The sequence below is a fragment of the Escherichia sp. E2748 genome (genome assembly GCF_005781125.1).
Taxonomy (GTDB): domain Bacteria; phylum Pseudomonadota; class Gammaproteobacteria; order Enterobacterales; family Enterobacteriaceae; genus Escherichia.
Genome location: NZ_VATP01000004.1, coordinates 42,350 through 55,726, shown reverse-complemented (window position 1 = coordinate 55,726; position 13,377 = coordinate 42,350). Strand labels below are relative to the sequence as shown.

The 13,377-nt window shown below is 47.7% G+C and carries 10 protein-coding genes and 1 pseudogene; 2 read left to right on the top strand and 9 right to left on the bottom strand.

Annotated features, from left to right (window positions below):
- Positions 1 to 36 precede the first annotated feature (36 nt).
- The 3 genes and pseudogenes from FEK42_RS07650 to FEK42_RS07645 form a co-directional block, all read right to left on the bottom strand.
- A complete protein-coding gene (locus FEK42_RS07650) occupies positions 37 to 888 on the bottom strand; it encodes a YjiK family protein (protein ID WP_135491870.1) in 852 nt (283 codons plus the stop codon).
- Positions 889 to 948: 60 nt separating this feature from the next.
- Positions 949 to 1,109: pseudogene (locus FEK42_RS22990) on the bottom strand (2-hydroxyacyl-CoA dehydratase); the annotation flags it as partial.
- 34 nt (positions 1,110 to 1,143) lie between these two features.
- Entirely contained in the window at positions 1,144 to 2,424 is a 1,281-nt protein-coding gene (locus FEK42_RS07645) for a DUF445 domain-containing protein (RefSeq protein ID WP_135491871.1), read from the bottom strand.
- Between the two features lie 185 nt (positions 2,425 to 2,609).
- Here FEK42_RS07645 and FEK42_RS07640 point away from each other — a divergent pair, with 185 nt between their 5' ends.
- Entirely contained in the window at positions 2,610 to 3,554 is a 945-nt protein-coding gene (locus tag FEK42_RS07640) for an Rpn family recombination-promoting nuclease/putative transposase (protein WP_138211787.1), read from the top strand.
- Between the two features lie 241 nt (positions 3,555 to 3,795).
- On the opposite strand, the gene FEK42_RS07635 is transcribed toward FEK42_RS07640, so the two are convergent.
- Positions 3,796 to 5,208: a PLP-dependent aminotransferase family protein gene (locus tag FEK42_RS07635; RefSeq protein WP_135491872.1), complete on the bottom strand. Its 1,413-nt coding sequence runs from the start codon at positions 5,206 to 5,208 to the stop codon at positions 3,796 to 3,798.
- A 142-nt stretch (positions 5,209 to 5,350) separates the two neighbouring features.
- Here FEK42_RS07635 and FEK42_RS07630 point away from each other — a divergent pair, with 142 nt between their 5' ends.
- On the top strand, positions 5,351 to 5,503 hold the full coding sequence (locus tag FEK42_RS07630) for a hypothetical protein (RefSeq protein ID WP_240783156.1): 153 nt from the start codon (positions 5,351 to 5,353) through the stop codon (positions 5,501 to 5,503).
- A 121-nt stretch (positions 5,504 to 5,624) separates the two neighbouring features.
- On the opposite strand, the gene FEK42_RS07625 is transcribed toward FEK42_RS07630, so the two are convergent.
- From FEK42_RS07625 to FEK42_RS07605, 5 genes are all read right to left on the bottom strand, one after another.
- The gene (locus FEK42_RS07625; RefSeq protein WP_138211786.1) at positions 5,625 to 6,338 is read right to left on the bottom strand and encodes a hypothetical protein; all 714 of its coding nucleotides are present in this window, start codon (positions 6,336 to 6,338) and stop codon (positions 5,625 to 5,627) included.
- A 65-nt stretch (positions 6,339 to 6,403) separates the two neighbouring features.
- Positions 6,404 to 9,667 carry a DEAD/DEAH box helicase family protein gene (locus FEK42_RS07620; protein WP_138211785.1) on the bottom strand — a complete coding sequence of 1,088 codons (3,264 nt, stop codon included), beginning with the start codon at positions 9,665 to 9,667 and terminating at the stop codon, positions 6,404 to 6,406.
- Positions 9,664 to 10,653 (bottom strand): restriction endonuclease subunit S, encoded by a 990-nt coding sequence (locus FEK42_RS07615; RefSeq protein ID WP_205713113.1) that lies wholly within the window; start codon positions 10,651 to 10,653, stop codon positions 9,664 to 9,666. Before FEK42_RS07615 ends, FEK42_RS07620 begins: the two co-directional genes overlap by 4 nt.
- On the bottom strand, positions 10,634 to 10,939 hold the full coding sequence (locus tag FEK42_RS07610; protein ID WP_135491874.1) for a hypothetical protein: 306 nt from the start codon (positions 10,937 to 10,939) through the stop codon (positions 10,634 to 10,636). The genes FEK42_RS07615 and FEK42_RS07610 overlap by 20 nt, the downstream gene beginning before the upstream one ends.
- The gene (locus FEK42_RS07605) at positions 10,939 to 13,284 is read right to left on the bottom strand and encodes a class I SAM-dependent DNA methyltransferase (RefSeq protein ID WP_138211783.1); all 2,346 of its coding nucleotides are present in this window, start codon (positions 13,282 to 13,284) and stop codon (positions 10,939 to 10,941) included. The genes FEK42_RS07610 and FEK42_RS07605 overlap by 1 nt, the downstream gene beginning before the upstream one ends.
- Positions 13,285 to 13,377: the final 93 nt, after the last annotated feature.

The following is a 13,377-nucleotide window of genomic DNA, read 5'->3' as shown; positions in this document are numbered from 1 at the left end:
AACAAAAAAGTGAAACATGCCAGCCTGCTAATGTGATTATTTAGGGGTAAAGCGATAAAAATGATTTGGTTCGCTAACGATATAAATATTACCAGAGGCATCCATCGCAACCCCTTCGGCCTGTTTGATGTTATGTGAAAGGCCGTACTTGCCTTTGGTTAACGACATTTCGCCGATCACGTCTCCTGTTACGGTTACTTCCTGGAGTGCGCGTGATTCATGAGACAACACCAACAAGCTATTTTTTTGTGGGTTAAAATCTGCGCCAGAAACATCATCTAAATTAAACTGCTGCTGTAATGTCTGGTCTTTGCTAATGTGTAATTCATCGTTACGCAACAGCCCGCTCACTTTGTAGACCTCGATCGGATTTTTCTCTTTAAAAAACCAGAAAGTTTGATCGGCAGGAGAATAGGCCAGCCCTTCAAAACCACAATTGGTCGGGGTTTCCTGCAGCGGGATTTTTATTTTTTTGAGGATTTTTACTTCCGAGTTGGCATCAAGTGAAATCACATAAATGGCATAATCGCGCTCATCGCTAATGACAAACTTATTATCGCCAATGTATTCGATCGTCTCGAGATCCTTAACAAAATCCAGAGGAATAGTGCGGATCAAATCGCCATTGGTGGTCATTTCAACAATGGCGGCAGGTTTGTTGATAGTGCTAAACAGGGTATTGCTCTGTGCCGACCAAGTCAGCGAGGAGATATTATTCGTTACGCCTGCAATTTCTTTGCCGTCAATGGTGGCGTGGTAATTCTGAAATGATGCTGCATGATTGCTTTTACGGGCGCAAGATTGCACGAAGAAAGTACACACTGCCACAATGGCAAAAAGAATCACAATAACGGAGATGCGTTTACTTAATGAAATACTTTTTGTCACGGTAATCCCTTTAAGGCAAATCAATAAGATATCGGGAAGTATACGTAGCGATCTTAATAAATCCTTAACGCCGTTCGGCTGTTGCATTACATGAACAGGTTTAAACGCCGCCATGTATTCGTACATTTTCTTTTTGCTGTCGCAGATAGCTTCACTGACCACCAGATCAGAAAAATAGAAGTAGGGGCATTATCGGTTTTGCTGAAACTGTAGCTGCTTTTCTCAGTTCGCCCCTGGCATAATTTTTATCGCTTCCTAAAAATTGCTGAGGGGTAGCAAGGCCGGGAGCTGCGACAACAAATACAAAATCAGACCAATACAACCGCCGACTAGCGTGCCGTTAACACGGATAAACTGGAGGTCCTTGCCAATATTTAACTCGATCTGCCGCGACATATCGCGCGCATCCCAGCTTTTTACCGTATCGCTGATGTGGCGCGTCAGGAATGCCGAAAACTCTGGCGCGACGCGGTGCGCGGCCTGTTCCAGATGACCATTTAACGAGGCGCGCAGGGCATCATCGGCAATTAACGTCTCGCCAAACCACTGTCCTGCACGAGCAATACGTTCTTTCACGCGAGAATCGTCGCTGTTGATATCCGCTTTCAGCCATTCCCGTAAATCCCCCCACAATTCACCAAGATAGCGGTTAAATGCCTCATCTTCTTTCAGATAACTTTTCACGGCATCGGCCCGCGCCGCCATTTCCGGATCGTTTTTCAATTTATCGATCAGCGCGAAGGTAGCGCGATCAAACGCATGGCGGATCTGATGTGCGCGATCGCGGCTGATATCATCAAGCAAAGAATTCACGGCGTCAGAAACCAACTCCGCGCTATGTTCGCCCAGCCATTCAGTGGGCAAAATTTTGGCTTTCAGCGGATGCTCGCTCTCCAGCCAGCGGACGATCTGCTGGGCGATAAACTTGCGTGATTTGTCGCGCTGGAGAAGGGCGATCAGTTGTGCGATTAACGTATCGAGCAGCACCTGATGACGATCGTTTTTGGTCATGCTCTCCAGCATCAGTGCACTGGTGCCGGAAAGATCCACTTTATCGATCGCCTTATGCACCGCACGCTTAAGCAGACGTTGAATACGCGCATCATCGGTCAGTTCGAGAAAACCACTCATGATCTGCAACAGATGCTGTCCAACGCGACGGGCGTTTTCCGGCTGACTAAACCAGTTGCCAATTAACAACGCCGGTTCATGACGCCGGATTAGCGCTACCAGCGATTGAGTATCGAGAAATTTTTCCTGCACGAACTGGCCGAGATTTTCGCCAATCCGGTCTTTATTACGCGGAATAATCGCCGTATGGCGAGAAATAATCGGTATCGGCACGCGGCGAAACAGCGCCACCACCGCAAACCAGTCCGCCAGCGCGCCGACCATCGCCGCTTCGGCAATCGCCTTCACGCCGCTCACCCAAAAATTAGGCGGTAAAAACAGCGTAACGATAAAAGTCGCGGCAGCAACGAGCAGCAAAGAGAGCGCCAGCATTTTGGCGCGTCGGAGTTCAATGATTTTATTCATATCGTAAGAATAGAGCCTGACGGTAAGAAAACGCAAAAAGCGAGATATCTTCCATAAAAATGTATCGCTTGCAGGAGAACAAAAATAGCTTGGAAAGTGCCTCGGGGAATGGGAAATTGCCGGGTGAGAATGGTTTTATTAGTCGCTAAAGTCGGGTCATCTTTTTCAACAGGTGATGGATCGCCATGACAAACTTCACGACCAGCACGCCGCATGATGCATTATTTAAAACCTTTCTCACGCACCCTGACACTGCGCGGGATTTTATGGAGATCCACTTACCCAAAGATTTACGTGAACTGTGCGATCTCGACACCTTAAAACTGGAATCTGCCAGCTTTGTCGATGAAAAATTGCGGGCGCTACACTCCGATATTTTATGGTCGGTAAAGACCCGCGAAGGCGATGGCTATATCTATGTGGTGATTGAACATCAGAGCCGCGAGGACATTCATATGGCGTTTCGCCTGATGCGCTATTCCATGGCGGTGATGCAGCGCCATATCGAGCATGATAAACGCCGGTCGCTACCGCTGGTCATCCCGATGCTGTTTTATCACGGTAGCCGTAGTCCTTATCCCTGGTCCCTGTGCTGGCTGGACGAATTTGCCGACCCGACTACCGCACGGAAGCTTTATAACGCCGCGTTCCCGCTGGTGGATATCACTGTCGTGCCAGACGACGAGATTGTGCAGCATCGCAGAGTCGCCCTGTTGGAGTTGATCCAAAAGCATATTCGCCAGCGCGATCTGATGGGGCTTATCGACCAACTGGTAGTATTACTGGTTACAGAGTGCGCTAATGACAGCCAGATAACCGCGCTGTTAAATTACATTTTACTGGCTGGCGATGAAGCGAGTTTTAAAGAGTTTATCAGCGAACTAACCAGTCGAATGCCACAACACAGGGAGCGAATAATGACCATTGCAGAGCGAATTCATAATGATGGATGGCTGTTGGGGAGGGAGAAAGGGAAAGAAGAAGGGGAACAGAGCCTCCTCCGATTGTTGTTGCAGAATGGGGCAGATCCTGAATGGATACAAAAGATTACTGGACTTTCGGCAGAGCAAATGCAGGCATTAGAGCAGCCCTTGCCTGAAAGCAAGCGCGATCCATGGATCGAATACTAATCAGAGGCTGATGACAAACGCAAAGCTGCCTGATGTGCTACGCTTATCAGACCTACATTATCTCTGCAATCTATTGAATTTTCGCGGTTTGTAGGCCGGATAAAGCGTTCACGCCGCATCCGGCATGAACAAAGCGCGCTTGGCCTAAGCCATGCTGGAACGTGGCGATGGCCCAGCAGAGATAAAACGAGTTACAGGTGATTCGTGAGAGTAAATCAGGTGTTTCGCCACTATTTCGAAATTATTCCATTGCCCGATACACGGCCTCGCCAATTTGCTTCAGTGCTTCGCGATAGGTTTCGCTGAGCGGCAAAGCGCAGTTGATGCGCAGACAATTACGGTATTTGCCGGAAGCCGAGAAAATCGAGCCTGCCGCCACCTGGATTTTCATGCGATACAGCTGCCGCGCGACGCAGACCATATCGACCTGTTCAGGCAATTCTATCCACAGTAAAAATCCGCCTTTCGGGCGCGTAATACAGATTTCGCAGGGAAAATATTCCCGTATCCAGCAGGTATAAAGCGCCATATTGCGCTGATAGTTCTGCCGCATACGCCGGATATGGCGATGATAGTGACCTTCCAGTACAAACGTTGCTGCCGCCATTTGCGTGGACGGTACGTTAAAGCTGCTGGTGGCGTATTTCATATGTAGCAGTTTATCGTGATAACGTCCCGGCGCGACCCAGCCCACGCGCAGGCCGGGCGCAATGCTTTTACTGAACGAGCTGCACAGCAGCACCCGACCGTCGATATCCCATGAGTGAATGGTCCGCGGGCGCGGATACTCCGTTGCCAGCTCGCCGTAGACATCATCTTCAAAAATCACAATATCATGACGCTGAGCGAGAGAGAGAACGGCCCGTTTGCGCGCGTCCGGCATAATAAATCCCAGCGGATTATTACAGTTTGGCACAAGAATGATGCCTTTAATCGGCCACTGTTCCAGCGCCAGTTCCAGCGCTTCAACGCTGATGCCAGTTTCTGGATCGGTCGGGATTTCAATCACGTTCACGCCAATGCCACGCAGCATCTGCATCGAACCGTAATAACAGGGCGATTCGACCGCGACGATATCGCCTGGTTTACACGCTGCCATTAACGCCAGCGCCATCGAGTTATGGCAGCCGCTGGTGATGACAATGTCATCAGCGGTGACCACCGAGCCGCTGTCGAGCATCAGTCGGGCAATCTGCTCGCGCAATACCCGCTGACCGGTTAATGAATCATAGCTGAGAACGGTTTGTAGATTATGCTGCACCACCCGACTTAGCTCCCGCCAGAGCGGTTTCAGGCTGGGCGCTTCGACATCCGGCGTGCTTTTACTGAACGGAACAATAGAACTGTCGCTATGCGCTTTCAACATATCCAACACCTGATCCCACTGGGTAATTTCCACCGGGCGCTGCACCGGACGTGTCATTAGCGGCACTGGCGGCTGGGCTTTATGTTGCGTGACAAAATAACCCGAACGTGGTTGCGGAGTGATGAGCTTCATCGTCTCCAGCGTCTGATACGCCTGCTGCACGGTGCTGATGCTGACGCCGTGCTCCTGACTTAAGCTGCGCACCGACGGCAATTTCTCCCCGTGACGATACAGCCCTTGCTCAATCCGCCCGGCAAGCAGAGTCGCCAGATGTTGGTAACGCGTCATGCTGTATTCCTTCTTTGGACCATACAGAGAGAAAAACCGGTACAGATGAGGCTAAAAAACCGGATGCAGATGCTGTTTTAACCTGTCTGTATGTTAAATAAAAGTAATGTTTGCATCTGTATTGTGAACTGCCAGATGGCGGATGATGAAGCCTCTGAAAGATGAGGGGGCAGCAGATGGAATTTCACGAAAACAGAGCCAAAGCGCCGTTTATCGGCTTCGTACAACTCTGGCAGGCGGTGAGGAGCTGGTGGCTGAAAAAGCAGACCCGACGGGTGTTACAGCAAATGAGTGATGAACGGTTGAAGGACATTGGGTTACGCAGGGAGGATTTGGAGTGAGGGGGGATGTTGGAAATAAATCAGGATATTAACTTTTTATATGTACCCTGGAACAAACCAGGGTACATATGGATATTAGTTGAATTTAATATCAACAATCAATTTTTTGATATAATCTTCTGGTTTCATCTTTGTTTTTTCTTTTATTTGCTGATAAGTTTCTTTCTTAATGTTGATTTCAATTGTTTTATTTTTATTGATAATGCACGCAATTGGTAATAATAGCAATAATGTAATGGTTATAATTATAAGAATTATTTTTGAATTCCCATGTGAGTCAGATTTCTTCATTTTTTGGAATGTTCTGCTCATTACTGGATTAACTGCTGAAGAAATTATAATCATAATGATAAAAGCAGCTAAAAAATTTAATGTATATTTTGCGTAGTAACTTTCAGTATTCATATTAAAAAACAGCAACCACACCAGTGCACAAAACAAAGTCATGCCAAAACATATAAATGAAATAATAAAGCCAATTTGTTGCGTTCTTTTATCAAGTTCAGAGAGGAATTTCTCACCAACTCTTTGATATTTATAGGGTGAAATAAGTGCATGGACGGCATTGAAAAATATATTTGTGCAAATCAAAACAAAGAATATATTGATTGGTATAAATCCTATAAGTGTATAAAAGAAGAAGTCTTGTTGAAGATAGTACGGTAATTGATCATTAACTTCCATTAACAATGTTAATATAAACCCGAAAGAAACATAAAAAAACAAACCTTCCTCACGTAATTTTTCAATGTATTTTTTGAATTTAAAATCTTTAACCATCTTCAGCATAGCTATTCCTTATTGTAAATAATATGGCCGGGGTAGAAAATGCGACCCCGGCTATCAACGTATTTTTATGTTGGCAAAGCAATTTTCCCCGTTAGCATATCAAACATCAGATAAGCAAAGCCCTTTGCCCGAGCTGGATCGGATAAATATTGCACCATAAATTCTTGCCGAGCGTCATTACTGTCCATTACAGCATTATCAACTGCCTGGAGGAAATCACCAAGAATAGCTTGTTCTGGCGGATTGTTTTTAATTTGTGTCATAACATTTTCATTTTCAGTTATTTTGTTATACACCGCAAAAGCATTGCTGATCATATCTTTGTCGGTCAAATGGTCGCTAATGAATAATTCATTCATCCGAGAAAGCACCTGCGATAAAAACTCCTCTTTTTTATCTTTCGCTTTTGCCGTACCAATATCATTACTTGCATCCAGCGTATAGTCAGGCGTTTCTTCCTGTAAGCGTAAATCTTGTTCATGGATTTTCGATAAGCGATAGTGACTCATCTCCACATTACTGAGATCAATTTCATCCTCTTCCAGACGCTGCTCATGCAGCAGCGGGCGTAAATGGCGGGCAAACAGGCTTAGCTTTTCCAGATCCTTGTCATCGTATTCGACGATCTGCGACATAAACTCGTAAAAGCGAACAAAGCTGCCGAGATCTTTCTTAAAAATCTCCAGACGATCTTTTTCCTGTTTACAGGCTTTAAAACTGTTTTCCGCATTGGTGATTAACACAGTATCGCCCGTTTTTTTGGTGCGCTCGAACATCTCTTTGGCGGTCAAATAGGCGTCTATCGCCATCAGATAACGCTTTTTCCAACGTTCTACCGCCGGTTTGCAGATATTACTGATTGCCGCATTCGATTTATTTTTGATGAAGTACGCCTCGCAGAACTGCTCGACTTCATGCCACTGAAAGATCTGCGTAGCGCGCAGTTTTTCAAACAGATCGAACACCTGCTGCGGATCGCTGACATCGGTCAGTTCCGCCGTCTGGTAATAGGGCTGGAATGCGTTGAGGATCTCGCCCGGAACGTTGATAAAATCGAGGACAAAAGTGCCTGATTCCTCTTTGCCCGGATAGGTGCGGTTCAGGCGGGAAAGCGTCTGGACACACTCGACGCCACCGAGGGGTTTATCCACGTACATTGCGCACAGCTTTGGCTGGTCAAAACCGGTCTGGAATTTATTGGCGACCAACATCACCTGATAATCATCGCTGTCGAAGGCTTTGCGCATATCCCGCTCTTTCAGGCCGGGGTTCATGTTTATTTCAGTAAATTTCTGGTTTAACAATGCCTGGCTGTTAGGGTCGCCTTCCTGGAATTCAACTTCCCCGGAAAACGCCACCATCGCGCTGATTTTCTGGTAATTGTTCTCGCTAATGTATTTATCAAACGCCAGCTTATAGCGCACGGCGGCTTTACGTGAACTGGTGACTACCATCGCTTTGGCCTGGCCGCCAAGCAGATGCATCACATGTTTGCGGAAGTGCTCCACAATCACCTTCACCTTCTGCGAGATATTGTGGTCGTGTAGTGTCACCCACTGGTTGAGCTTTATCTTTGCCTTTTTGCTGTCGACTTCGCGGTCCTTGTCTTCCAGCTTTTGCAGCAACTGATATGCCACTTTGTAGTTGGTATAGTTTTTCAGCACATCGAGGATAAAGCCTTCTTCGATTGCCTGGCGCATGGAGTAGACGTGGAAGGCCTCAGGTTTATTGGTTTTTGACGCCGGTTCATCGGGATGTGGGCACCGACCAAAGAGTTCCAGGGTTTTGGATTTTGGCGTGGCGGTAAAGGCGTAGTAGTTCAGGTTACTGCTGCCTTTCCGGGCGGCAACGGTCGCATCCAGAATATCTTCTGACGACAGCACCACGTCATCATCCATCTCTTCGCTCATCAGCACTTCTTTAAGCTGACGGGCGGTGGAACCGCTCTGCGAGGAGTGCGCCTCATCGGCGATCACCGCGTATTTACGCTGTTTCAGGCTGACGCTGTTTTCGATTGCTTTCAGTACGAACGGGAACGTCTGGATGGTGACAATAATAATCGGCTGCGAGTTTTCTAGGGCGTTGGCGAGCTTTTCCGATTTGGAGCCGTCGCCCTCTTTGTTATTAATGCGCCCGACCACGCCGTCGGCGTGTTCGAACTGCCAGATGGTGTCCTGTAGCTGGTCGTCCAGCACCGTGCGGTCTGTCACCACGATAACGGAGTGGAACTGTTTTTCCCCGTTCGCGGCGTACAGACGAGAAAGCTGGTGGGCGGTCCAGGCAATGGAGTTCGATTTACCGGAACCGGCGCTGTGCTGGATCAGGTATTTATGGCCGGTTCCTTCAATCGTCGCGGCCTCCAGCAGTTTGTTGACCACATCCCACTGGTGATAGCGCGGGAAAATCAGGCTCTCTTTCTTTGTTTTCAGCCCGTTCCAGTCCTCTTTTTCTTCAATCTGCAAATGGACGAAACTGGCGAGAATTTTTAATAGGTTGTCGGGCAGAAGCACTTCATTCCACAGGTAATCGGTGGCGTAGCGGCTGGTATCTTCGGGGATTTCGTTGCCCGCGCCACCGTCTTTGGTGCCTTTGTTAAACGGCAGGAAGAAAGTGCTGTCACCGGCGAGTTTGGTGGTCATAAAGACGTCATACTGGCTGACGGCAAAATGCACCAGCGCGCCGCGCTTAAAGGTCAGCAGCGGTTCAGGTTTATTGGTAGCGGGATCTTTCGGCAGGCGGGTCTTTTTATACTGCGCAATGGCGTTCTGCACCGCCTGTTTAAATTCGGATTTCAGCTCCAGCGTGGCGACAGGCAGGCCGTTGATAAACAGCACCAGATCGATACGCCATTTTTTAGCTTTTACGCCCGTTTCTGCAAAGACGTTATTTGAGGCATACGGGCTGTAGACCAGTTCCGGCACGATACGGCAGATATTTTGCTGATAGCGCGCCAGCGTTTCCGGGTTGAGGTTGTGTTCCGGTTTAAACTGACACAGCGAAAAACGCGCGTTGCGGATTTTCAGGCCGTGGCGAAGTACGCCGAGCGTACCCCAGGTGCGCGACTGAATATCAGTGGCGTTGCTGTCGGCTTTTTTAAGCTGCGCGACCAGCGTGTCGAGGAAATGGCGTTCGGTATCGTTAGGGTAAACGCGGGCGAATTTCTCCCACTCCTGCGGGTGGGTGGTCTGCATGAAGTTTAAGGTGTCTTGTGCGTATAGTGCTCGTTCCCGGTCGTAGCCGTCACCTTTGCCGACAATCCAGCCTTTTTCCACCATCTGCGCGATGATGTCGTTTTGCAGGTTCACCTCTTTTGTAATGTCGTTGCTCATGCGCTGGTCTCCGTGGGTGTTTCTGCTTTGGGGATGGGGGCGGCCCAGTTGCGTAGATCGATTTTGCCGGTGACGGCGGCGGAGATAAGGGCGGTACGGCGTTCTTTTAGGAGTTCAATATTATCTGTACTATGCTCAATCAATTTTTTATCTAGAGAAATATATTTAGATATATAAGTTCCGATATTTATTTGCTCTTGATATGGTGGGATTGGAATATATAAATCAGTAATTCTTTCAACCGCAAGCCCCGGTTGTGCAGCAGAAACTGAATATTGGTTTAAGTTCATTATTCTTAATAATTCTCCTAACCATATTGTAACTGCTCTTTCGTTTGGGGTGACAACAACAGCATGTTCTGAAGCCCAAAATTTTCCAATTGCGTAATTTATATTTCCGCAAAGAGCACCTTGTCTACCAATAAGAACATATTCACCATTGTGTGTAAAATGAGAATAATATCCTCTTAATCCATTTCCACCATAAACAGGATAGTTTCCTTCTGGTTCTATTGAGTTGCTGGTTATAAAATAACCGCTTTTTAAATCAGCAAACCATTTTAACTTACATATATGCCAGTGTTTCGGAACTTCTCCCAACCACTTTACCCCAGAATCTTTCATCGGCACATCAGGATTTAGCCCCTTGGTCACAGCATGGCTAATCACTGCCTGATGTTTTTCTTTCAGCAGTTCAATCAGTTGCTGTTGTTTTTCTATAAGGTTATAAATTTTTGTTGTTTCAAATTCAAGAAAACATGCGATGTTTTTTTGTTCGGCTATTGAAGGAATACTTATATGAATGTTCTTTAATTCTTCTCCATTTACATGAGGGATACCCATACCAGTTGCATGTTTCCGCATTTCTGGTTCGATTGCAATGCATAAATACCAGTAATATTGCATGTGCAAAGGATAAATAAGCGTTGCAGAGGCCATCGTTGAGGATAGAATACCCTTTTGGCCTTTAATTAAATTCCCCTGCATTAGAACCATCCCAAATAATAAGTGGTTGTTCCTCTAATGCAATACGAATATCATTAGATACTATAGCGTATTTATCTATGGAGTTATTTCTTAAACAATCCATAGAAAGATAAGGTAGGGTGTTTTTAGTTGGGGTATCGAGTAAAGTAGAAGGATTTTTTCCCTTAGTATAATATGCGACGTATTTATGCTGTAACGTTTCCCAATGAGCAGGTATCGCCCCCAACCACTCAACCCTGGAATCCCTATACTCCGGATACGCCTGATATTTATTTAACCCCGCCATCAGGAATGTACCTCCTGAAGCAGTTTCATAATCTCAGCGCTTACCGCATCCAGATCCGCATCAATCTCCTCCAGCGGCCTTGGCGGCTGATAAACATAAAAATGGCGATTAAACGGAATTTCATAACCCACAATCCCGATATCCCCATCTTTCGCATCGCGCTTATCGGCGTTAATCCACGCATCCGCGACATGCGGCAGCACTTCTACTTTGAAGTAGCCCTCGATCAACTCGCTGGTAGATACCGACGGGGCCAGCGGCACATTCTCGTTATCACGCAGGTCGCCATCCGGCTCAAATTCCACAACCTTTCCGTGGTACTCAAACGCGCCGTACAGCGGTTGGGCTGCTTCTTTCAGTACCTTGCTGATTACTGGCTCGGCATCCGGATTTTTGCGGGTGATGGCATCAATAAACTGCTTGTTCTCTTTCGCATCCAGCTTCACGCCTGCGGTTTTGAGCGCCTCTTTCAGTGTCAACTGGAACTGATTAAAGTCATTGCTGACGGTCTCTTTGCCACCCGCCTGCATCCCCATCGCCGCCTGAATACGCTGCGCTTTTTCCATTAATCCGCGCTGGGCCAGCCATAATTTACTGTCGAGCAGATCTTTAATTTGCTTCTCTTTCAGCTCGGTAAAATCGGCTTTGAGAATGGCGCGGGCCTCACTTTCTACCCCTGTGAAGTCACCGTCGTTACCGTCCTGCCACTGGAAAGCAAAGGCGTCATACAGTTGCTCCATCGGCGCGTTAAACGGCTTCGGCGCAAAGCGCAATGTGGCAATGGCGTCATCGGTGATCTGAGCCGACAGGCGTAACGGGCGCTCAACGGTGATGCGACGATAGCCAAATTCGGTGCTGTGAAAGACTTTGCTGGCAAAGGTTTTTGCCGCCTCGGTTTTGGTTGTTGCGGGCTGGCGTCCCCGGCTGGATTTTTGCTCTGGTGCTTTCTCCAGGCCTAACGCCGCAAGCGTGGTGGTGGCAACGGGTTCGAAATCGCCAAACGTGCGGGTGATTAAACGTATATCCTCCTCCCCGAGAATATTGCGTTTTGACCCCAGCGATTTACGCATCTTGCCGCACAGGTTGCTGCCGTCGATAAGCTGAACTTTGCCTTTGCGTTCTGGCGCTTTTTTGTTGGACAGCACCCAAACATAGGTAGCGATACCGGTGTTGTAAAACATGTCGGTTGGCAGAGCGATAATGCCTTCCAGCAAATCCGCTTCCAGAATGTAGCGGCGGATCTCGCTTTCACCGCTGCCCGCGCCGCCAGTGAATAACGGGGAGCCGTTAAGAATGATGCCGATCCGCCCGCCACCGCTTTTGGCATCGCGCATTTTGCTGATCAGGTGCAGCAGAAACAGCAACGAACCGTCCGAGACGCGGGGCAGGCCGGGGCCAAATCGGCCATCAGCACCTTTGAGTTTGTGCTCGTCGTTGATGTCGCCTTCGATCTTTTTCCAATCCACGCCGAAAGGTGGGTTAGAGAGCATGTAATCGAATTTTTCTGCGGGGAGTTGATCGTTGGAAAGGGTGTTGCCGAGTTTGATAAGGCTGACGTCCTGGCCCTTAATCAGCATGTCAGCTTTGCAGATAGCGTAGGATTCCGGGTTTAACTCCTGGCCAAACGCGCGCATCACGGCATTCGGGTTTTGTTTGTGGACGAACTCCATACCGGAGGAGAGAAAGCCGCCAGTTCCCGCCGTTGGATCGTAAATGGTGCGGATGATGCCGTCTTTATTGAGCGCATCATCATCATCGAAAAATACCAGCGAGGTGGTCAGATTGACGATATCACGCGGGGTAAAGTGCTCCCCGGCGGTTTCGTTAGAACTCTCGGCAAAACGTCGGATCAGCTCCTCAAACACCAGCCCCATATCGTGGTTGGTAACGTGCTCCGGGTATAAATCTGCTTTAGCGAATATTTGCACCACTTTGAACAGTAAATTCGCATCAGCCAGTTGCCCGACAAACTCGCTGAACTTGAAGTGTTCGAAAATTTCGCGGGCATCCGAAGAGAACGACTGGATATAGTTTTCCAGGTTGTCCTGTATGCCATTTTGCCCCATTTTGCTGAGATCCATCGCTGAGGCGTTAAAGAACGTCAGGCCATTAGTCGCCCGCAGGATCATTTTCTCCTGGGCTTCCTCCGGCAGTTTCATAGCTTTTACTTTTTGCGCCTCGGCAATGACCGCGTCTTTCGTTGTTTCGAGTACACATTCCAGACGACGAAGAAGAGTGAAAGGGAGAATAATTCGCCCATATTGTGATTGTTTAAAATCGCCGCGTAACAGGTCGGCGACAGACCACAGGAAGGCTGCAATCTGGCTAAAATTAGTTGATGACATAAAAAGCATTCCTTGCCCTGAAAAAGAGGGGGATATTCAATGTGAAGTGAATGCTTTGTTATATCAAACTATCGTTGCGATGATCAAAAACAT

Bases quoted from the DNA above. Each gene is read 5' to 3' on its own strand.
- FEK42_RS07615 (WP_205713113.1), bottom strand. From the start codon at position 10,653: ATGCAGGGGAATTTAATTAAAGGCCAAAAGGGTATTCTATCCTCAACG.
- FEK42_RS07605 (WP_138211783.1), bottom strand. From the start codon at position 13,284: ATGTCATCAACTAATTTTAGCCAGATTGCAGCCTTCCTGTGGTCTGTC.
- FEK42_RS07645 (WP_135491871.1), bottom strand. From the start codon at position 2,424: ATGAATAAAATCATTGAACTCCGACGCGCCAAAATGCTGGCGCTCTCT.
- FEK42_RS07635 (WP_135491872.1), bottom strand. From the start codon at position 5,208: ATGACGCGTTACCAACATCTGGCGACTCTGCTTGCCGGGCGGATTGAG.
- FEK42_RS07625 (WP_138211786.1), bottom strand. From the start codon at position 6,338: ATGCTGAAGATGGTTAAAGATTTTAAATTCAAAAAATACATTGAAAAA.
- FEK42_RS07630 (WP_240783156.1), top strand. From the start codon at position 5,351: ATGATGAAGCCTCTGAAAGATGAGGGGGCAGCAGATGGAATTTCACGA.
- FEK42_RS07640 (WP_138211787.1), top strand. From the start codon at position 2,610: ATGACAAACTTCACGACCAGCACGCCGCATGATGCATTATTTAAAACC.
- FEK42_RS07610 (WP_135491874.1), bottom strand. From the start codon at position 10,939: ATGGCGGGGTTAAATAAATATCAGGCGTATCCGGAGTATAGGGATTCC.
- FEK42_RS07620 (WP_138211785.1), bottom strand. From the start codon at position 9,667: ATGAGCAACGACATTACAAAAGAGGTGAACCTGCAAAACGACATCATC.